This window comes from Paenibacillus sp. FSL L8-0638 (genome assembly GCF_038593075.1).
Taxonomy (GTDB): Bacteria; Bacillota; Bacilli; order Paenibacillales; family Paenibacillaceae; genus Paenibacillus; species Paenibacillus polymyxa_D.
In genome coordinates this window covers 3,059,734-3,081,374 of record NZ_CP151960.1, presented here as the reverse complement: position 1 = coordinate 3,081,374, position 21,641 = coordinate 3,059,734, and the positions used below count along the sequence as shown (strand labels likewise).

The 21,641-nt window shown below is 43.8% G+C and carries 19 protein-coding genes and 2 pseudogenes; 16 read left to right on the top strand and 5 right to left on the bottom strand.

The features are described 5' to 3' along the window. Positions 1-37: 37 nt before the first annotated feature. Together MKY35_RS13345 and MKY35_RS13340 are read left to right on the top strand one after the other, a co-directional pair. Positions 38-169 (top strand): annotated as a pseudogene (locus tag MKY35_RS13345) (type I methionyl aminopeptidase); the annotation flags it as partial. 297 nt (positions 170-466) lie between these two features. Next, positions 467-1,423, top strand: coding sequence for a tyrosine-type recombinase/integrase (locus MKY35_RS13340; RefSeq protein ID WP_029517491.1), 957 nt, complete (start codon positions 467-469; stop codon positions 1,421-1,423). A 157-nt stretch (positions 1,424-1,580) separates the two neighbouring features. On the opposite strand, the gene MKY35_RS13335 is transcribed toward MKY35_RS13340, so the two are convergent. Beyond that, entirely contained in the window at positions 1,581-2,027 is a 447-nt protein-coding gene (locus MKY35_RS13335; RefSeq protein ID WP_342443963.1) for a DinB family protein, read from the bottom strand. A gap of 500 nt (positions 2,028-2,527) precedes the next feature. Beyond that, a complete protein-coding gene (locus tag MKY35_RS13330; RefSeq protein WP_342443962.1) occupies positions 2,528-4,489 on the bottom strand; it encodes a DNA mismatch repair protein MutS in 1,962 nt (653 codons plus the stop codon). A 613-nt stretch (positions 4,490-5,102) separates the two neighbouring features. Between MKY35_RS13330 and MKY35_RS13325 the strand changes: the two are divergent. Beyond that, a pseudogene (locus tag MKY35_RS13325) lies at positions 5,103-5,321 on the top strand (ABC transporter ATP-binding protein); the annotation flags it as partial. Positions 5,322-5,404: 83 nt separating this feature from the next. Here the strand turns inward: MKY35_RS13325 and MKY35_RS13320 are convergent. Next, positions 5,405-6,622 carry an MFS transporter gene (locus MKY35_RS13320; protein WP_342443961.1) on the bottom strand — a complete coding sequence of 406 codons (1,218 nt, stop codon included), beginning with the start codon at positions 6,620-6,622 and terminating at the stop codon, positions 5,405-5,407. 390 nt (positions 6,623-7,012) lie between these two features. Here MKY35_RS13320 and MKY35_RS13315 point away from each other — a divergent pair, with 390 nt between their 5' ends. Continuing rightward, complete coding sequence (locus MKY35_RS13315; protein WP_342443960.1) at positions 7,013-8,116, top strand: DUF3900 domain-containing protein; 1,104 nt, start codon at positions 7,013-7,015, stop codon at positions 8,114-8,116. A gap of 118 nt (positions 8,117-8,234) precedes the next feature. Here MKY35_RS13315 and MKY35_RS13310 read toward each other — a convergent pair whose 3' ends face one another. After that, positions 8,235-9,164, bottom strand: coding sequence for an L-lactate dehydrogenase (locus MKY35_RS13310; RefSeq protein WP_341070894.1), 930 nt, complete (start codon positions 9,162-9,164; stop codon positions 8,235-8,237). Between the two features lie 232 nt (positions 9,165-9,396). Here MKY35_RS13310 and MKY35_RS13305 point away from each other — a divergent pair, with 232 nt between their 5' ends. From MKY35_RS13305 to MKY35_RS13255, 11 genes are all read left to right on the top strand, one after another. Continuing rightward, positions 9,397-10,788 carry an amino acid permease gene (locus MKY35_RS13305; RefSeq protein WP_254347405.1) on the top strand — a complete coding sequence of 464 codons (1,392 nt, stop codon included), beginning with the start codon at positions 9,397-9,399 and terminating at the stop codon, positions 10,786-10,788. Between the two features lie 162 nt (positions 10,789-10,950). After that, the gene (locus tag MKY35_RS13300) at positions 10,951-12,201 is read left to right on the top strand and encodes a YCF48-related protein (RefSeq protein ID WP_342443959.1); all 1,251 of its coding nucleotides are present in this window, start codon (positions 10,951-10,953) and stop codon (positions 12,199-12,201) included. Positions 12,202-12,354: 153 nt separating this feature from the next. Further along, entirely contained in the window at positions 12,355-12,537 is a 183-nt protein-coding gene (locus tag MKY35_RS13295; protein ID WP_029517499.1) for a hypothetical protein, read from the top strand. Between the two features lie 188 nt (positions 12,538-12,725). Next, positions 12,726-13,121, top strand: coding sequence for a DUF2500 domain-containing protein (locus MKY35_RS13290; protein ID WP_013371386.1), 396 nt, complete (start codon positions 12,726-12,728; stop codon positions 13,119-13,121). Positions 13,122-13,256: 135 nt separating this feature from the next. Next, a complete protein-coding gene (locus tag MKY35_RS13285) occupies positions 13,257-14,006 on the top strand; it encodes a glucose 1-dehydrogenase (RefSeq protein ID WP_342443958.1) in 750 nt (249 codons plus the stop codon). Between the two features lie 121 nt (positions 14,007-14,127). Continuing rightward, complete coding sequence (locus MKY35_RS13280) at positions 14,128-14,550, top strand: cell wall hydrolase (RefSeq protein ID WP_342443957.1); 423 nt, start codon at positions 14,128-14,130, stop codon at positions 14,548-14,550. 52 nt (positions 14,551-14,602) lie between these two features. Next, on the top strand, positions 14,603-15,058 hold the full coding sequence (gene gerQ / locus MKY35_RS13275) for a spore coat protein GerQ (RefSeq protein ID WP_039273179.1): 456 nt from the start codon (positions 14,603-14,605) through the stop codon (positions 15,056-15,058). A gap of 388 nt (positions 15,059-15,446) precedes the next feature. After that, positions 15,447-16,748, top strand: a complete 1,302-nt coding sequence (locus MKY35_RS13270) for a hemolysin family protein (protein ID WP_196245373.1) — start codon at positions 15,447-15,449, stop codon at positions 16,746-16,748. Positions 16,749-16,947: 199 nt separating this feature from the next. Continuing rightward, positions 16,948-17,955: a biotin synthase BioB gene (gene bioB / locus MKY35_RS13265; RefSeq protein WP_342443956.1), complete on the top strand. Its 1,008-nt coding sequence runs from the start codon at positions 16,948-16,950 to the stop codon at positions 17,953-17,955. 36 nt (positions 17,956-17,991) lie between these two features. After that, on the top strand, positions 17,992-19,110 hold the full coding sequence (locus tag MKY35_RS13260) for a glycerol dehydrogenase (RefSeq protein WP_342443955.1): 1,119 nt from the start codon (positions 17,992-17,994) through the stop codon (positions 19,108-19,110). A gap of 154 nt (positions 19,111-19,264) precedes the next feature. Beyond that, entirely contained in the window at positions 19,265-19,756 is a 492-nt protein-coding gene (locus MKY35_RS13255) for a hypothetical protein (protein WP_342443954.1), read from the top strand. A 74-nt stretch (positions 19,757-19,830) separates the two neighbouring features. Here the strand turns inward: MKY35_RS13255 and MKY35_RS13250 are convergent, their stop codons facing one another. Next, positions 19,831-21,063, bottom strand: a complete 1,233-nt coding sequence (locus tag MKY35_RS13250) for an aminopeptidase (protein ID WP_039273168.1) — start codon at positions 21,061-21,063, stop codon at positions 19,831-19,833. Positions 21,064-21,225: 162 nt separating this feature from the next. On the opposite strand from MKY35_RS13250, the gene MKY35_RS13245 reads away from it, so the two are divergent. Then, positions 21,226-21,522 (top strand): hypothetical protein, encoded by a 297-nt coding sequence (locus tag MKY35_RS13245; protein ID WP_023988878.1) that lies wholly within the window; start codon positions 21,226-21,228, stop codon positions 21,520-21,522. Positions 21,523-21,641 lie beyond the last annotated feature (119 nt).

The window sequence follows — 21,641 nt, the reverse complement described above, 5'->3', positions numbered from 1 at the left end:
ATTTGACTGTCTCATGTTTTCTGATTTAAAGGCTATCATGGGGAGTTGGGGTTCTTGTGTGGAACATGACGGTTGGACAGCTCGAATAATAGATCATTCGATTTGTGTTCAATATGAACATACAGTTGCGATTACAGAGGATGGTCCTCAAATTCTGACACTGCTATAAAGTAGTAGTGCCTTTCTAGTTACTGGCGAACAAAATTATAACGAATATGAACCGCATTTATGCGGTTCTAATGCTAAAGCTTTCGCTCGGTTGCTAAACAAGAGGAAAAACGCTCTATTTGCCCTTGAAAAGCGTTTGAAAAACAGCGTATAATTTATATTATACGCTGTTTAGGTTTAAAACGACTTTTGGAATCTCTCCTGCGTAAGATGTCGATTGAATTGTCGATAAAAATCAGATGAAAATGGTCGTTTTACAGTGTATTTCGGGATATGAACTGAATTGGAGGCGAGCGGGATGAAAAAAGAGTTGCGACATGTGGAGCTCGATACAACAGAAGAAATTGATGAAATATATACCGAGGAGCTGGAAGCTTTTTTGATCTGGATGAAGGATGCTGGATATACGATACATACGCAAAAAAATTATATAGGGGATGTGAAGCAGTTTTTACGCACGTTGCGTGATAAACCACTCGATCAGGTGAAGAAGATTCATGTTATGTCGTATTTGTCTAAAGCGCGGGAAGGAGGCGCCGGAGATAGTACGCGGAACCGGAAGCATGCAGCGGTGAACAGTTTTTTTAAAGCGCTACAGGAATTTGAGTTATGCAGCACAAATCCGGCAGCGGGAATTAAAAAAGCAAAGACTGAAAAGAATCGTATGCCCGTCTATCTGGATGAAAAGGATATTCATCCGTTTTTGCTCGCGGTGGAGGGGAAATATGCAAATCGTAATATGGCAATTTTTCTGCTGATGGTCTACATGGGATTGCGGGTGGGGGAGGTTCACTCATTGAATGTCTCGGATTACAGCCGAGAAAGACGTACCTTGGATGTGTTCGGTAAAGGACGTAAGTGGCGTACTCTCCCGGTACCGGAAGCCGTGTGTGATTTTGTAGAGCATGCGTTGGAGGAAAGATTGACGCCGTGGAGAGGTAAAGAGGATGCGATGTTTGTATCCCAAAAAGGTCGCCGTCTGGCAGTGCGCACCATTCAACAGATCGCTACAGAAACGTTCGAAAGATTCCAGCAAGATAAGAGTATAGAACGCCGGGAGGCTTATTCCAGCCATAAGCTGAGACATACATTTGCGACAATGCTATTACGTAAGGGAGCAGATCTGCGTACCGTACAGGAGCTGCTGGGGCATTCATCCATTCAGACAACCACAGTATACACACATGTCACTGATCGGGAAAAAGAAAAAGCAATGGATAAGCTGGATATTCAGATACCAATATCAGGATTGTAAGTACAGCATGAAAGTTGAGATTAAATGAAAATAGGTTTACATAATAATAATTATGTAAACCTAATGGGCAGAATTACATCCTGACTTGAAAATCACATCAACGGCTTAGGTCATTATGATCGTGAACGTAGTATTCTTTTTCATAGCGTTAGTCTTGTTATTGATTGATTTGCTCCAAATGATGCCGCAAATGCCGAATATAATCGTCAACTAGCCATTGTAATGTTTCGGTGGAGTGGTCATCTTTTTGAAATCTTTTCTTAGAATCGAATGATGTACATGAGTTTAACACATTTATGATTTGCTTATTCAATAGTTTCCATAAATGTATGACATCCACGTAAGAGAACACTTCCTGATACTGATTAGCTGCTAGCCATTCATTTTGCGCATACGATTCAATTTTGATAGGGGATGTTGAATGCTTAATCATGATAAATCTTCGATGATTATTAGAAGCGGAGTCGCATAGATGTCCTAGTATTTCTTTTTTGGACCATTTCTCCGAGAACGGTTTGGCATTAAATTCATGTTCTGTGATCGAAAAAAATTCTTTTTCATAATCCTCGATGATTCTCGCCAGTTCTTCAACAGCATTCTTCAATAGATTAGCCTCCTTATTTTAATGATCGTCTTATGATTAGCATTAGAATAATTCAAAATAAGCTGGAAAGAAATGGTGAATTAAAGGTTAGTATGATATTGCCTTGACGAAAGCTAATACAAATTTATTTAAAGAAATTGATTATACGTATTAATGAAAAACCAGGGACAGATGTAGTGTGTACTACGGTAGTTAATTTAAATGAGGACGTTCTGATGAAAGAAGAGCATCCCTATCAATTTTTAGAATCCTACAAATCTAAGCATAAGATGCCTTTGTATCCTAACGTTAGAATGATAACAAAAGTGATTATTCGATGAGTGCCGGATTGAGTAATACAAATAAGAGGGAAACCATTTAGTTTACATAATATACATTATGTTTTTCGTTGTGGTAGAATCTGCAAGTGGATCGCTCTTGTTAAGTGTCCGCTTGCAGATTCAAGTTTCACTGACAATATAAAAATAGCTTATTTTTCAGTTGAGAATATACCCGTGCGTCTATATTTCATTTTCTGGGGGAGATTCGATCATCACTCCTTCGACATGCTTGCGTCTCAGCAGTTTCCGTTTTTTGCGGTTTTCCTTGGTTTCTAAAACAATATCCAGATCATAGTCGTCAGGATACAGTTCAGTAGCAGCGATGTGAAGGACGAGCCTCTTTCTGTTAATGCTCAGTTTCTGTCCTTGGATCAAAATCCCGACATTCCCCCGTTCATCCTCGGTTTTGTATACAATTCCAGTTCGATCCAGGTAGCCTACATAAACACTATCACCAAGGGCAAATGGCTTGGTTTTGAGAGGAAGTTCTTGTTTCCTCCGTTTTGTGACTGTATCGTCAAAAGCCGCTTTTTTAGGAAGAGGCTTATTTGCATCATCAGACATTTCATCATCAACACAAGGGGGAATAACAAACGATTCCTGTGTATTTTGAGATGCTCTGCCCGCAGAAATGGCCTCGGAACGCTCGATAATACGTGTCCACATGCCCAGCTTCAGGGCAATTGCATATGCGTAGCTTTCTCCGGCCTCTCCAATGCGAAGTCGGTACAAAGGCTGTAGCGTTTCGGTATCAAACTCCATACGAGCATTCTGAAACCCCGGTGTATTTTCAGCAAAATGCTTGATTTCGCTAAAGTGAGTTGTAGCCACTACTGTCGCCCGACGACGATGGAATTCTTCTAGCAACGCGATAGAGAGACCTACTCCTTCTCCCGGATCGGTGCCGGATGCCATTTCATCAATCAGGATCAGAGTAGAGTTGCCTGTTGTCTCTAATATGCTAATCATGTTGCGGATGTGTGCAGAAAAGGTGCTCAAAGCATGTTCAATGCTTTGTCCATCCCCGATGTCTACCACAATTTCCTCGAATACAGCCATTCGGCTGCCATGCAAAACAGGTACCAGTAGCCCCGATTGCACCATTAGTGTTAAAAGACCGACGCTTTTGAGGGCCATCGTTTTTCCGCCTGTGTTCGGTCCGGTGATGATGAGTGAGGAATATCCTTCACCAATTGAGAAGTCAAGCGGCACCATGGTATTGGACATCAACGGGTGACGTGCACCTTGGATGTCTATAATCCCGTTAAGGTTAAGTTCGACAGGGATAGCATCCAGAGTCATGGCGTATTTGGCTTTTGCCAATAAAAAATCCAATACACCTACTGTCTCTGTATTGATGCTTAGTTCCCGGTTGTATGACTCAGCCATTGCCGTCAGGTCTCCCAGCACTTTCATTTCTTCTTTTGATTCTTCTGCCATGTACGCGCTCTGATCGAATTGCAGATTCGTAATCTCGGCAGGTTCAACGTAAACCGTTTGACCACTTCCTGATTCATCCAGTACATTACCTTTCACTTGTTTACGGAATTCTTTTTTGATTGGAAGCACGTAACGGCCATTGCGCTGACTAATCATATTTTCTTGCATAATGGATCGGTGACGGCTGGTGAGAGAGTCAAGTTTTCTCTTGATACGTTCTTCAGTAACCGCAATTTTTTTGCGAATTTTAGCTAGTTCTTTACTGGCCATATCCGTCACACGTCCCGAATGAATACATCTTTCGATTTCGGATAAAAGTGGCTCCATGCTATACATGGAAGATGCATAAGCGCTGACGGTTGGAGCAGCGTCCGCCTTGGAATGCATATATTTTATCAGTTGAATACAGCTTCGAATGAATTGAGCCATATGAGAAAAATCACGCTCGCTGAACATATACCCGGTTCCGAGCAGTTGAAGAATGTGCTCCATACCTTCCAACGAAGGAACAGGAACGCTTGCTCCGTGGCGAATGATCTGTAACGCTTCGTTCGTTTCGTCAAGACGAATCTTAATGGTACGGATATCAGTAATTGGCCGCATAGTAGCAGCGTGACGCTTACCTAGGTAAGAAAAAGCACATTCAGAAACTCTTGTTTTAATTTGATCATATTCCAAACGCAGCATTGTAGTTTCGTTCATGAATAAATCTCTCCTTTGGTTGTGTGGTGTAAGGATTTAGAAAACCTTGCTGTTAAAATAAAAAAGGGCGGAGAATGAACAAAACGTTCATTCTCCGCCCTTAAGGAAAGAGGGAATTTATCTTCAAATAAGCCTGTTATTCAGCTTTTGTAGTTCCGAGTTCCGTGTTTCCAATTCATTCACGCAATAGTTCTTTGCTAAGCTATTGGGATCGTGAAAGGAAGACGTTTAAAGGGAAGTTACAAAATCTGAAAACAAAAAAACCGCGCTGAACACAGCACGGAATAGAGCCTAGATGAAGATAATCCCGAAGGCGATTTATGATATCCGCATGTTCTTAACTAATATCAGGGTAACAACACGGCAACAAACAAACCTGTCCCCGAAGGGTACAAGCGCCTGATGATACTCCCTGAATATGCAATTGCTTAGTTAAGAACGTTCACCGACATCAAAATCTCTCCCTTAATTGAAGATATAACCATACTATACGATTGGACAGGCGTTGAAGTCAAGTCCTACTTCTTTAATACGCTACAATGGTGATCATTATATTAACATAACATATATTATGTAAACTCGATATCTAATAAAGTTTTGTTATCTATTAAATGATAATGAGAAGGATATTCAACAGGCTATTAACCGCCTTGTCCAAGGTGGAACGGTCATTGCTATTGCTCATCGCCTCAAAACGATACGAAACGCGGACCGTATTGTAGTATTGGACAAAGGAATGGTCGTAGGGCAGGGACAACATGATGAGCTGTTGGATGATAACGGCCTGGATGCACGATTGTGGAAAAGACAGCATGAAGGAAGAGAGTCATAATCCGTCTGAAATTATGATACAAACATTAAGAAACCGCCCCGGAGGATGGCATATCACCTCTCCAGGGGCGGTTTCTTGTGCTGCTATTCAGAATCATCGGCTATGACAGCTTGTACAGGCCGCCTGTCACGAAGCAATGGTAACAACAGCGTCGCTCCGACCAAAAACAAGCCGGCGCTCACGGTATATACGGTGTTCAGGGAGGATTCGTGTTTGAGTGTTCCGCCAATACTCATACCGACGACCATCATCCCGGAGAACAGGGGAGAGAGGGCACCACCGACGCGGCCGATAAAAGCAGCTTCGGCGTTTTTCATCATCATTGTGTTGATACCGATATGAATGCAAGGATAAAATAGGCCGCTAAAAACTTGTAGTGCCATGGTCAGCACAATATTGTGCGACCATCCGACTCCAAAGGTTGTCAGTGTGCTGACCAAAAGTCCGGACACCAGCAGTAATTGCGGCTGTACTTTTTTGGCAACCCCCATAATCAGACCGCCTCCCACCAGCATAGCCGCTCCGTTCGCCATTAACGGCCATTGCAGGAATTCCTTGTTTTGTCCAAGGTTCTCGATGGCGATAAAAACCATTAATGGTTGAATAAGTCCGACCGCTAGCCCAATTACGGTGAATGTTCCCCCAAGCGTGCGAAGTGTGCGGTTATTCCATACATAACGTATTCCTTCTTTAAGCTCTTGAATGAAATGAGGGGGTTGATCATCTATCTCAAGTGCTTGTTCATCTTGTGGAATACGAGTCAGGACAAGCGCCGAGATGAGAAACAATATTCCGGTTATAGACATTGAAATGAAAATTCCAAAGTGTTGATAAATAAATGTACCGATAACGGGGCCGATAACCATAAATAATGCCATGAGAGATTGAAAAAGGGCCATCACTCCCTGAAGCTGTTCTGGTGCTACATGCTGCTTAAATATCTTCATCGCAGACGGCTGAGAAAATTGAGATAGAATGGCCGAAAAGAAAGTGGACAGCAAAAGCACCTGCCATGACCCGTACCATAATGCCAACAAGACAATAAAAATAGAGGCAGCGGACAGCAAATCGCAACTAATCATGGTCCGTTTGGGCCGCCAACGGTCCGCGAATGTTCCTCCAATGATAGCGAACAGAAAAATAGGCATGAATTCAGCAACTGAAATGAGCGACACGTATACGGGATCATTATGAGTCAAATCTGTTACATACAACAGTATGGCAAAGTTGCGCACCCAAATGCCCAAATTTAGCAGCGCATTGGAGGCGATAATGGTCCTTATAAATGGATTATTAAACAACTACAAACTCTCCTTTCCTGTTTTTAGGGCGCATGCACTTCAAGATATCATTTTAAATAAACAAAAAATATTTTTGTCTATGTAATAATAGATAATATAATAAATTAACTACTATTTAGTCAAATATTTTTTTGAATCCTGAAGAAAGTAGAGCATAGAAAATAAAGAGGTCAATGATCGTTAAGGAGTGAATTAGAATGATAGTAAAAGTACTCACTTTAAACTTGTGAATTAGGAATGAAATCTAATCAAATGATAAATTTACATAATAAATATTATGTAAATTAAAAATGTTTATCTTAACAATAGGCGGCTGAATCCGATGTACCTTTTAAAATCATAGTGATATAATTACGCGTACATGCCTGAAAAGGAGCGAATGGAACGTAAATGAACTTTCAAGTGGATTTTTTATCTTTTTTTGTAATTCAGGTAGATGGAAAAGAAGGACAGGGTGGTAAGTCCTATAAGCATTACGCTACGATGGACGACTACGATTATGACGAAAGCGATGTTAAAAAATTTCTGGACGGGGAATTTACTCGTATTAGCAAGCGGAAGGTTGAAAAAAATCCCAGCACAGAGCAGGCACCGACCAAAATCGGCCGCTTTATCGTCGAACCGGAGCATGAATTGAGCAGTAATCCGAATTTTAATATGTTCGCCCGACTGCGAGCAGCAGAGGATAAGGAAGATTTTAAAAATGCTTGTGACGATCTGGTGCGGATGTATCTGGATACGAGCGCAGTACGCGGCGGAGCGCTGATCATTGTACAGGCTACCTTGAATACACACTCGGATGACCCGTTTATTTTTGTGCTTAAGTGTGATTTCGAACCTAAAATTGCCAGAATTACTGAAAGCAGTCTGGTGAGTGAGGTCGAAATGGCTATTTCTGCCCGTAATATGAAATCCATCATGTATCCTTACATGCTTGAGGAGGGGATGAACGATGAGTGGGAGCTTAAAATTCACCAGTCTTCGCATGCCCGGTATTTTGAAGATTTTTTGAAATTCGTGACCTATGAGCAATCCATGCCGGAAATCGTCAATGAGCATGTCATGGGCTTCGTTCAGAATTACGTAGAAACCAAATGGCCGGATGCATCTAATGAGGAAAGACAGCAGGAAGAGCGCGATCTGGAATTGTGGGCGGCGAGCGAAAAGCGGGATCTGCAAGGGAAATGGGAACCCCTTCAAGTCGTAGAGGCTGCACAGCATATTGTCGAGCTGAAACCAGAGATTGAAGTTCGTTTTAAACTAGATGATACGGCCGTGCGTGGGCTACTGTCCGACTTTGGCGCCAAGCTGCATATCACGAAACTTCATGATCGATATGCACTTATTGTTGAAGGTGACGCATTTACGTTTGAAAAGGGATTTTCACCGATTGAGCTGCTTCAACCTGAATCGTTTGAAACGGTGGCTGAGCGGCTAAAAGAGAAACGCCAGCATGAAAATGAGGATGTGGATGGCGATACGCCACCTTGGTAATTCGAATGCATAGCAGGACGACAAACTGAACTTTTACATTATAACGACTAAAAAACTGGCCTCTCAACGGATATTACCGCTGTGGAGGCCAGTTTTGTTTAGCTTTTATGTTCCCGATCTACACATGAACTTTGCTAATTTGATCTTTCAGCTTGTCCGCAGATTGAAGCAACTTTGCACGTTCCTCGTCATTGAGCGGAAGATCCAAAATTTCACGTACCCCATTGTGATCTACGATACTTGGAACACCTAAATATACGTCAGATACTCCGTTATAATTTTCCAGCAAGGTGGACACATTAAGTACCGACCCCTCGTCTCCGAGAATGGCGGCTACAATTCGGTCGAGAGCCAGCCCGATAGCATAAGAAGTTGCGCCTTTAGCATCTATAATTTCATAGGCAGCATTCTTGGTATTTTCAAAAATTTCATTTTTCGTTTCTTCACCCAGTTCAAGCGGAGTTCCAGCAACGTTGGCTGTGCTCCATACAGGTAACTCGGAGTCACCGTGTTCTCCAATAATATGAGCATGGATGCTTCGTGGATCGATGCCCTTTTGCTTCCCGATCAAATAGCGGAAGCGTGCGCTGTCCAGCAACGTTCCTGATCCAATGACTCTACTTGAAGGCCAACCACTGCGTTTCCAAGAGATGTAGGAGAGAATGTCCACTGGATTGGTTGCGATCAGCAAAATGCCGTGTGTATTGACCTTGACAATATTATCAATAATACTTTCAAAAATTTCGGCATTACGCTTGAGAAGATCAATACGTGTTTCTCCCGGCTTTTGTGAAGCTCCCGCTGCAACAATGATGATATCTGCATTACGGCAGTCTTCATAATCACCCGCCCATACTTTGACACCGCCGAGAAAAGGAAGCCCATGATTCATATCGAGCATTTCCCCCTTCGCCTTTTTGACGTTGACATCAATAAAGACAAGTTCTTGCATGCGTTGGCGCAGCAGCAGGGTGTAGCCGGTTGTTGTGCCAACCGCTCCCATGCCGACAATAGCCACTCTACTTCGTTTGTAAGGTTTTAAGCTCATAAAATCCTCATCTCCTTCTCGGGTTGTATACCTTTTCATTTTGGGATATTACTTAAAAATTTATCTTTCCAACTCAGTGTACCCTATATACTAACCCACCGCAAAGAAATATGACATTTTTCCTTGACTTCAAAGGCGAGCTCGCTAATAATTAATCGAATGATAAGAACACGCACTAAAGCGTTGCAGCACCGATATTGACGCATGAAATTATGGAAAGAGGATTCGGCATATGGACTTATTTCGAAAAAAAACAGGACTGCTCCCGCATGAGGAAAGCGGATCTACAGGTCACTTAAAGAGAACAATGGGTGCCTTTGATCTCACCATGCTAGGTGTAGGATGTATTATCGGTACCGGGATTTTTGTTATTACTGGCAAGGCAGCAGCAGAAAATGCAGGTCCTGGATTGATGCTCTCCTTTGTTATTGCAGGTATTGCCTGCGTACTAGCAGCCTTATGTTATGCGGAGCTATCATCTACAGTTCCCGCAGCTGGGAGCGCTTATGCGTATAGTTATATTGTATTTGGAGAAATTTTGGCCTGGGTACTGGGTTGGGACCTGATTCTGGAATATGGAGTTGCGGCCGCCTCTGTGAGTAGTGGATGGTCTGCATACTTTCAAGGCTTGCTGGCTGGATTTGATGTACATTTACCGCTGGCTTTAACCGCAGCCTTCGATTCGACCAAGGGAACCATTATTGATCTACCAGCCGTGTGCATCATTATGCTCATCACACTGTTACTGAGTCTCGGAGCCAAGGAGACGGTTCGATTCAATTTAATAATGGTTTGTGTTAAAGTCGGAGTTGTATTGCTATTTATTGCAATCGGTATCTTTTATGTTAAGCCTGACAACTGGACACCATTTTTGCCTTATGGATTTTCTGGTGTTTTGAGTGCTGCGGCAATCGTATTTTTTGCTTATCTGGGTTTCGATGCCATCTCAACTGCAGCCGAAGAGGTTCGCAATCCGCAGCGGAATATGCCCATCGGCATTATTTCTTCTCTTGCGATCTGCACGGTATTGTACATTGCCGTTTCAGTTGTGCTAACGGGAATGGTACCTTATACGCAGTTGGGGGTAAGTGATCCTGTTGCGTTTGCTCTCCGCTTTATTCATCAGGATTTCGTAGCCGGATTGATTTCAGTCGGTGCGATTGCGGGGATGACCACCGTTTTACTGGTGCTGTTGTTTGGTCAAACGCGGTTGATTTTCTCCATGTCACGTGATGGTCTTTTACCCGTATTTTTATCTAAAATAAATGCCAAAACTCAAACACCGATTCGAAGCACTTGGCTGGTAGGTAGTATTATCGCATTGGCTAGTGGATTGTTCCCGTTACATGCACTGACCAATTTGACGAGTATTGGAACCCTGTTCGCTTTTGCTGTGGTATCGGTAGGGGTTATCGTTCTGCGCAAGAAACGCCCTGATTTGAAAAGAGGCTTTACTGTGCCGTGGGTTCCGTTGCTCCCGCTTTTAAGTGCTTTGGTTTGCATCGGTCTGATGCTTCAGCTTCATATTAGCACCTGGATTGGATTCATTGTGTGGCTCCTGCTTGGATTGCTGATCTATTTCTTCTATGGATACCACAAAAGTTTGTTGAACCGTAAATCCTAATAAATTTTAGTATAAAAAGCCGGCATCCTGCACTTTCGTGAAGGGGCCGGTTTTTTTTGTCATTACGCGAAATGTGTCACATAGAGGCGTTTATGGTATAATTCTGTTTCAGATAAGCTTTTGGCACGTGATTACAGCATGCCATCGAGGGAGGATTTTTATATGAAACTGCGCTGGCGTGCGCTCTTGGGGGGAGTACTACTGCTGATAGGTATTCTGCTGACTGCCTGTTCTGCTGAAGCCCCAGAAACGTTAACAAAGCCTCCGATTGAGGAACCTGATGATCAGGGTCAGACGATTACTATTAATCCACCAGTGACTCCAAAGATGGGCGATCCCAACGCCAAATATGTAGTTCAGACGCGAATAGCGGATTTTCATTTGATTGATAATAATAAAGGGTTAGTTTGGGGAGTTACCCATAATGAGCTCCGACTTTATGATACTCATGATGGCGGAACGACATGGAATAATATTTCTCCCTCCGAAAACGTCCAATTTCAAGACAAACTTGAATATGGAAAGGACATCAGTTTCACTGATTCGCGTCACGGTTGGGTTGTCCGCCAAAATTTGGACAAAACAGCAACCGTCATTCTGAGAACAGCAGATGGAGGACAGAGCTGGGATGTTTCAGCACTTCCAAGCGGGGATCATGTGAGCTCGATCCAATATGTAAATCCAACTACAGGCTGGATCATGGCATATGTAAAACTGAATGAGCAGGATCAACAAAAACTGTTGTATCACACCACTGATGGGGGAGCCACGTGGAATAAAGTTGCGCAAAGTTCTGGTATGACATCCAACAAATCAGGCTCTGGTTTACCCGATCGGGGCAGTCTGGCCGGGATGAGCTTTTCTTCCAACAATCAGGGTTTTGTAGCGATTAATCTGGATAGTAGTGTTAAGTTATACAAGACTTCGAACCAAGGGAAAACCTGGACTCCGGTAGCTAACAGAATGCAGGGCTGCCCTCAGGCCAAAGCAGAAGCTCAGCAGTCTCTGAAAGGGAGCAGTTCCTCGTATTGGATTCCGGTTCTTTGCTCTGGGGTTAACGGCACAAAATATAATGGACTGTTTACAAATGATACAGGGGCCCAATGGAGCGATGTGTCTTTGGGTCTGAGTAGCAACATTAATTCTATTATCCCTGGCCGTACGTTTCTAAACGAAAAGGAAGGGTGGATCATTACCGAAACCGGATTGAGCCGTACATTGGATGGGGGGAAGACGTGGACAAGTCTCACAGGCAACAAAGTGCTACCTTCGAAGCTAAAAGACTACCCACGATCGGTCAAGCTCCGTTTCGCCTCTTCTTCGGTGGGTTGGCTGCTTCTGGAACGCCTTGATGACAAGAAGTCACTGCTGCTGAAAACGACGGACGGCGGTGCGAACTGGAGAATTTTATAATCGCTATAATGGTGATTGCCCTGGGGTATTTTTCTCAGGGCGTTTTATTTTTAAAAAATTTAAATTTTATACGACTATATGTGAAAAAAATCACAAACTAACGAATAAGCCGCTGTTATACTAAACCTGTAAACAACGATAGGAGTGATAATCATGAGAGCGAATCAGGATCATATGTTAACCCAATACTACCTACAATTTTGTTATACTTGCCAGGATGCCTATGGTTGCACGACTGAAGAGGACTGCAAGCAGTGTGCAGAGCGTTACGCTGAAGACGAAGATCATGAAGCTCTGGATGAAACACAACGTTATCTCCAGCTTGTACATGTGTAAATCAATGAATCATTCTGATATCGCCATATCTTGAGCCTCCCGGATTATTCCGTGGGGGCTCTTGGCGTTCTTGAGGGTTGCTATCAAATTTGGGCAGGAACATACATATACTGTTATGGAAAGCTTAGGTCAGGTCAGGATGCCCGGTCGTTTCCCTGTGGAATGCCTGGCGGAGAGGAGTGCGGTGCATGGGTTTTGAATCATTATGGATGTTCGATTGGCTGGGCACGGTACTGCCCGTATTTTTCGTTGTCGTGTTGGGTATTGTCGTGTTGTCTGCAGGCAGGGAAGTCATGGAATGGAGTCGGAATAAAAGGCAGCCTGTACTGACGGTCGGTTCCCGAATTACGGCCAGAAGGACACATCTCCAACAGAGGCGGCAGGAGGAACAAGGGACTCGCACCTATACTTTCTATTACGTAACCTTCGAAGTGGAAAGTGGCGACCGGATGGAGTTTAAGGTATCTGGGGAAGAATATGGTCAATGCGCTGAAGGGGATGAGGGACGCCTTACTTTTCAGGGTACAAGGTATATCGGGTTTCAGCGTCTTAATCGCTATAGCTTGGAACAGGTTAAAATGTAGAATTCAGTCTAATTATATTTGGATTCATTTACAGCCTTCTGTAAGAAACCAGGGTAGGGGGCTGTAGATGTTTCTTGTTCTGCACATTTTGGTACATATATACTAGAACAGAGTAATTCAGAGGGGGAATGATTCGTGTCATTTGAGGGACAAGTTGTTATTGTAACAGGAGCGGCGCATGGCATCGGGAAAGAGGTCGCTTTTGCCTACGCTGCTCAGGGTGCCCATGTTGTATTTGCGGACTACAATGAGGAAGAGGGTGCCGCAGCCGCTGCAGCAGCCCGGAACGAGGGCTATCAGGCCATTTTTATTCCTTGCGATGTACGGAAGGAAGAAGATATTGTGGCGCTAATCCGTGCCACGGTAGAAGAATACGGCACGATTCATACGCTAATTAACAACGCAGGCGTATCCAAATGGAAATCTCCATATGAGTTAACGCTAGCAGAATGGGATGACATTTTGAATACTAACGTACGCAGCTGTTTTATTGCCACTAGGGAAGCAGCTAAGGTGATGAAACGAAACGCAGAAGGTGGCTCTGTGGTCAATATGACCTCTACACGAGCTTTCATGTCAGAGCCGGATACAGAAGCCTACGCGGCATCCAAAGGAGCCATTTCGGCCCTTACACACGCGATGGCTATATCGCTAGGAAAGGACGGGATTCAGGTCAATTGCATCAGTCCAGGGTGGATTGAAACCGGGGATTATGAGCAATTGCGTACAGAAGACCATCAACAGCATCCGTCTGGGCGAGTAGGAATCCCTAAGGACATCGCACGGGCCTGTCTGTATTTGACACAACCCGGCAATGATTTTGTAACTGGTACGAATCTGGTAATAGATGGTGGCATGACGCGTAAAATGATTTACGAGCCGTAGTAAAAGCCTAAATGAGTAGTCCCAAACTTGGGGCTATTTTTTTTGTTTTTCTGGACTGTCACCCATTGGGCATTTGTACCATATGATAGGGTATGTGATGGAGAAGCGAGGAGGGGACGCGTTGGCTGTAATCAAGACCAACTCAGAGGATGTAAGGACACTCGCCCGATTGATGCGGGCAGAGGCCGAAGGAGAAGGAGAGCAGGGGATGCTCATGGTTGGCAATGTCGGAGTAAATAGGATTTTGGGCAATTGTCTGGATTTTCGGGGGATTCGTCTTATGAACGATATGGTGTTTCAGAGTCCGGGCGGGTTTGAAGCTACCCAAAAGGGGTACTTTTATCAAAGAGCCCGTGACCGTGACATTCGTCTTGCCCGGCGTGTCATTAATGGGGAAAAAATACGCCCGGCGTCCAATGCATTATGGTTTTTCAGACCGGCAGGAAACTGTCCGGGCACCTGGTATAACCAGACTAATACCGGACGTTTTAAAGCCCATTGCTTTTTTAGCCCGACTGTACAGGATTGCCCTGCCGTCTATTAGAACGCTTCAACATGAGTTTGAATAATTTAAAACCATTTTAGGAGGAATTTACATGATTTCACAGCAAGCTTATCGTCCTGTTTCTTATCCTGCTGGTGGCGGGTATCCCGAATGGCCCAGAGGGATGAATCCGGTCGGAACTATGCAACCCATCAGCACCTTCCCCCCTCAGGTTAATAGCGGTAGTGCGATGACACCGACTGGTATGGTGGTACAGAGCCAGACTCCACAATTTGAGCAATCATATATTGAAAACATTTTGCGCTTGAACTTGGGCAAAACAGGTACCTTTTATATGACGTATGAAAATAACCGGGAATGGAATGCGAAAATATTCAAAGGTATTCTGGAAGCAGCGGGTCGTGACCACATTATTATCAGTGATCCGGCTACGGGCAAGCGGACGATTTTGCTGATGGTGAACCTGGACTATGCTACTTTTGATGAGCCATTGTTATACCAATATCCCGGCGTCATCGGGAATCCGGGTGCATCCCCGGTTCGCTGATGCCTTCATATATATGAGTCTACATCCTCTGCCAGACGGCAGGGGATGTATTTTGTTTATAATCTTTCTCAAATATAGTAGCTTTCTTGGAGGTAAGCGGCGAAAACGAGAGCTTTACGACCTAAATGATAGTGGAGCTGTTTTTTCTGACATTGCTTGTGGTTTGACTGTATAGAGTATAGTTATATAATTAAATATAAGCTGATGAATAATCTAATCATTTATGCGGAATATGGCTTTGGAAGCCGGAAGGAGTGAATGTGTTGGGAAGTTGACGCTGCTTATGATGTGTTATCGTTCTGTCTATGATGAAACTATCCGAAGGAGGTGCGCCTGTCTGCCGTAATGACGGCTGATGGGGAGCATATTGAGTGACCCTTTACCGAGTATGTTTAACTTATTTATTGTTTTTGCATTAGTACTATTGAATGGCTTTTTTGTATCTGCGGAATTTGCCATGGTGAAGGTCAGAGGCAGCCGTATTGAGACTTTGGTGGAGGCGGGCAATAAAAAGGCCGTATACGCCGCCAATATGTTACACAACTTGGACGCTTATTTGTCTGCCTGCCAGTTGGGTATTACACTAGCATCGTTGGGACTAGGATGGATCGGAGAGCCGGCCATCGCACATTTGATCGAACCTGTATTTACAGCCGCTGGATTAGGAGCGGTATATGTGCACGGTACTGCCGTGGTTATTGCATTTATTGTTATTACGATTCTGCATATTGTGTTGGGTGAATTGGCGCCCAAAACGATAGCTATTCGTAAATCTGAGACCATTACGCTGTATTCAGCCATGCTGATGACTTGGTTTTACAAGTTGATGTATCCATTCATATGGGCGTTAAATGGAATGGCGAACAGCCTGCTGCGTTTATTCCGTCTGGAGCCGGTATCCGAGAATGACGATTCCGCGCATACCGGAGATGAAATACGCATTCTGATGAAAGAAAGCAATAAGAGCGGACTAATTGATAATACGGAATTGGCGCTTGTTGATAATATATTTGATTTTACCGACACGACCGCCAGGGAAATCATGATTCCGCGAACTGAGATGATCTGCTTATACAGTAATGAGTCGACAGAAGAAAATCTCGCGATTGCGACGGAAAGCATGAGAACCCGTTATCCAATCTGCGCCGAAGATAAGGACCATATTATCGGCTTTATCCATATTAAGGACCTTCTACGGGCGAACACACTGGATACCCGTACGATGATTCGACCGATTCTTGCTGTCCCGGAATCTACGCAAATTAGTGATCTGCTCAAACGCATGCAGCGCAGCAAGACGCAAATCGCAATTTTGATCGATGAATATGGCGGTACATCGGGTATGGTGACACTGGAAGATATTATGGAAGAAATCGTTGGTGAAATTCAGGATGAGTTCGATCAGGAACGTCCGAGTTGTGAGCAGATTAATGACGAGGAATTTTCCATTGACGGCATGTTATTAATTGATGAAGTGAACGACCGCTTTGGACTGGATCTTGATCATGAGGATTATGATACGGTAGGGGGTTGGCTATACTCACATGTCGAGGTTATTCCCCCACAGCCTGGCCAGTCTGTAGTGTTTGAGGGATGTATGTTCACGGTAGAAGAGGTTGAAAACAAGCGGATTTCACGTATTAGGCTGATAAAACAGCCTTTCGTCGTGGAAGAAGCAGGAGTCTCATAACGGAATAAATTTGGAAGCGACCTTGAACGATGTGGGGTCGCTTTTTAATTTGTCTTCTTTACAGAAAGGACATGAATTGATATGATGTTCGTGTTATTGTCAACCTAATTATACTCTTTTCGGTTGACAATGAGGAATTTCCTCTACGCTGAAAATCTTATCCATTTACATGATCATTAAATTTTGGGAGGCAAGAAGTATGAATTTACAAAACAAGGTTATAGAATGGGGCTCGTTGGCTGAAAAAGCGATACATGGTAGCCATGTTACGCTGGAAGAAGGTATAGCGGTACTGGAAGCTGACGATGAGGAGTTATTACCGATTATGCAAGCTGCATTTCGAGTACGACACCATTTTTACGAAAAAAAAGTAAAGCTCAACATGATCATGAACGCCAAAAGTGGCCTGTGCCCAGAGGATTGCGGTTATTGCTCACAATCTATCGTATCCACGGCGCCTGTGAACAAGTACAGTATGTTGGACAAGGAATCACTGTTGGCTGGAGCTAGGGAAGCAGTAGCACGGAGAGCAGGGACGTATTGTATCGTAGCTTCGGGCAAGGGCCCAACAGATCGGGAGCTGGATCAGGTGATTGAGGCTGTACAAGAAATTAATCACACAATGCCACTCAAAATTTGCGCTTGCTTAGGGATTCTCAAGGGAGATCAGGCACGGCGGTTGGCAGAGGCTGGGGTACATCGATACAATCATAATTTAAATACAAGTAAGGCCAACTATCCCTCGATTACAACCACACATACATACGATCAACGCGTCGAAACTGTGAAAATGGCACAATCTCACGGAATGTCTCCATGCTCTGGCGTTATTATCGGGATGGGGGAAACGAATGAGGAAATCGTTCAAATGGCTTATGCCTTACGGGAGTTGGATGCTGACTCTATTCCGGTTAACTTCTTGAATCCAGTCCCCGGAACCCCATTGGAGGGAGCAAAGCGAATATCACCTATCCAAGCTTTGAAAGTGCTGGCACTGTTCCGATTCATCTGTCCATCCAAAGAAATACGCGTTGCAGGTGGACGAGAGTTGAATTTACGCTCATTACAACCGTTATGCCTGTATGCAGCGAATTCAATTTTTGTTGGAGATTATTTAACGACAGAAGGCCAAGAGGTCACATTTGATCATCAAATGATTGAAGATCTTGGTTTTGAAATTGAGATGTGTGCCTTTTCAGCCGTATAATAGAAATTGTACAAACTTGGAAGGGAGAGTTAAACAATGAGCGAAAAAGTATTTATTAGTCCAGGTAAATATGTACAAGGGAAAAATGTGATTGATAAAACAGGTGAGTATGTTAAGCCATTAGGCCATACTGCCTTGGTTATTGCGGACAAGCTGGTTTGGGAGATTGCAGCCGACCGCGTGGTAAAAAGTCTGGAACTGGCTGATATTACAGCAGTTAAAATTGAATTTCAAGGGGAAGCCTCCAAAAATGAAGTCAACCGTATTGTGGATCAGGGACGAAGCGCCCAGGTCGACATTGTCATTGGTGTAGGTGGCGGTAAAACGCTGGATACCGCTAAAGCTGTAAATGAACTTCTCGGTTCCTCAGTTGTGATTATTCCAACGACTGCTTCTACAGATGCTCCTACTAGTGCACTATCCGTTTTGTACACCGACGAAGGTGCATTTGATACGTATTCCTTTTTCAGTAAAAATCCGAGCCTGATCCTGGTGGACACAAAAGTCATATCTCAAGCACCGCCCCTATTCCTCTCCTCAGGTATTGCAGATGCCATGGCGACGTGGATTGAAGCCCGTGCGGTCATTGAAGCTCGCTCAACGACAATGGCTGGTGGTTTGCCAACCTTGGCGGCAGAAGCCATTGCGTCCAAGTGTGAGGAAGTTCTTTTCGATTACGGACTGCAGGCTTACGAATCCGTGAAACGCAAAGTCGTCACACCTGCGCTTGAAGCGGTAGTGGAGGCGAATACGTTGCTAAGCGGTTTGGGCTTTGAAAGCGGCGGTTTGGCAGGCGCACATGCGATTCACAATGGTTTTACCGTTCTGGAAGGAGATATTCATCACCTGACACATGGTCAGAAGGTAGCTTTTGGCACCTTAGTCCAGCTTGCCTTGGAAAAAAGACTTTTGTCCGAGGTGGAGCGGTATATTGACTTTTATCTAAAACTCGATCTGCCTGTCACACTGGAAGACATTAAGTTACAGGAAGCTTCCCGAGAGGATTTGTACCGGGTAGCTCAGGCTGCTACCAAAGAAGGCGAAACAGCTCACAATCTACCATTTGCTGTCACAGCGGATGATGTGCTTGATGCAATTTTAGCGGCTGACCAGTATTCACTTGCCTATAAGGCCAAAATTGGACATAGAAACTAACTCCATACGAAATAAAGTAGATTCAAAGGCCGCTGATCAGCGGCCTTTTTTCCATTATTTAACTTGCAACTTATGTTATGATTTTTATGGTACATAATCAGGAAATGCCGGGAGTATATTTATGGCTCCCCTAAAATTTGAGAGGAGTTTAGCGATGGCAAAATGGAATGTAGAAGATCAAGGTACTCAATATACTATTGAGTATAAGCGTGGCTTTAACGGTGGAAAGGTCATTGTGAATGGTAGCAAGCAGAAGGTGAAAAGCCAGAACGCATTTTTAAACTTGATTGATTTTCCAATAAAATTAAAGGAGAAAGCTCTGAATGTTGTAGTCATTGGCAACAAAGCAGATTTAGCTGTGGACGGTATATATCTTGGGTCCAATCAACCTTATGTTCCTGTGAGTAAAGTTCCGGGCTGGAGTTGGGCTTTTGTCGTGGTCAGCTTGGTTATAGGGTGGTTATTTGCAGGCGTCTTTGGTCTGTGTTTAGGGATATTAGGTAGTATGTTCTATGTGAAATCATCTTTATCCTTACATCAAACCATTAATCGAAGAGTCGTAAGCTGCTTTATTGTCTTTTTCATCATCAGCATAGTACAAATCGTTTTTGGACTTGCAGCGAACTATTGGATTAATACACTGTGAATATAGGTAACATATCCTAAAGGACGAAGCAAGAAGGCTCTCACGCATGAAGCGGTGAGAGCCTTTTTGCCGTGTTAGATCGCCCAATTTCCTTTACGGAAGATAGGTTCCTCAGTACCGTCCTCAGTAACGCCGTTGATGTCCATTTCACCTGAACCGATCATAAAGTCGACGTGAGTCAGACTGGAATTCAGGCCGTTGGCAGCCAACTGCTCTTGAGTCATATCCTTGCCGCCTTTAAGGTTAAATGCATAAGCATTACCGATGGCCAAGTGGTTAGAGGCATTTTCATCAAACAACGTATTATAGAATAAAATATTTTTATCAGAGATAGGTGACTTGTGAGGTACAAGAGCAACCTCACCCAGGTAGTGTGAACCTTCATCCATTTCTACGAGATGCTGAAGAGTTTCCAAACCGGTTTCTGCCTGTACATCGACAATACGTCCATTTTCAAAAGTCAGTGAAAAGTTGTCGATGATATTTCCGCTGTAGCTAAGTGGCTTGGTGCTGCTGACCTTACCGTTCACTCCCGTTTTAAGCGGAGCTGTAAACACTTCCTCAGTAGGCATATTGGCTACAAAAGTATGTCCCTGTTGGTTGACGCTTTCAGCCGCTACCCACAGATGATCTTTTGCCAATTCGATGGTGAGATCTGTGCCTGGAGCCAGATAATGCAGCTTTTTATAGCGTTTGGCATTTAAAATATCAGATTTACTGGAAAGGGTTTTCAAATGCTCTTTCCATGCCTCCACGGGGTTATCCAGATCCACACGCACGGTGCTGAAAATGGCATCCCACAGTTTATCCATTTGCTCGGAAGCTGGCAGATCAGGGAATACTTTTGCAGCCCATTCTGCAGAAGGATAAGCAATCAGAGACCAACTGAATTTGTCGGCCATTTGATATTCGCGGTATTGACGTAATTCATGTGACCGCACGCGCTGAGCAGCAGTAATTCGGCTGGACGGAATCCCCTGAAGCAAATCCGGATTTTCTGCAATGACATGCAGTACAGCTGCGCCATTTTCGACCTCTTCAGTCATTTCGGCTGCGTACCATTTGGGAGCAATATTAAAAGTTTCATCAGGAGCTAGTTCATACTGTAATCGAGTAATGGTCTCATCACTCCATTTTACTGTAACCAGCTTGGCTCCGGCAGTATACGCTGATTTGACGATAAGTCTCACGAGTTCGGCGGACAAAATTGGTGCATGAACGATGAGTGTCTGTCCAGGATGGACATTGGCGCCGACCCGAACGGCTAACTCGGCATATTTTTGCAATTTTTGTTGAAAATCTGACATGTAACTTTCCTCCATTTCACGAAAAGCCTTAAATAAGGCTTGGGTAACTTGCACAGTTTTTTTGCAAATTCCACACATAGCTTATATATTGTACAATGTAACGAAAAGGTTCACAAATTAGTTTTGGTACTATTTAGTGAAAATGAAAGGGCGGATAGATGAATGACAGAGCAAAATTCACCTCAGGAAGTGAAAGAAGTACATATTCAACAGGCACAAATGACAAGAGATGAGAATGGTGCTTATTTGGGCCAAGTGGTATTTGGAGTAGACGGGCAGAGTTCTGTATATGAAATCACATTCCACAGTAAAAGGGGAAAGGAATGGGATTACAGTCTCCATTTTGCGGGAGAGCCACGGGTGGAGGAAGAGATGCTGCAAATGGATAGCTGGATTGAAGAGAACGATGATTTATTCGACTATTTGCTAGATACGGCATGGAGCAAATTACCCGAGTAATGTAAACATGGTCTATTTTCGTGACAAGCGGATTATATTTAGCAGTGTCCGCATAATCTGCTGACATGGGGGAAGCCTAAAGGTCGATATTAACAGTAAATTCCATGTGAATAGGAGGG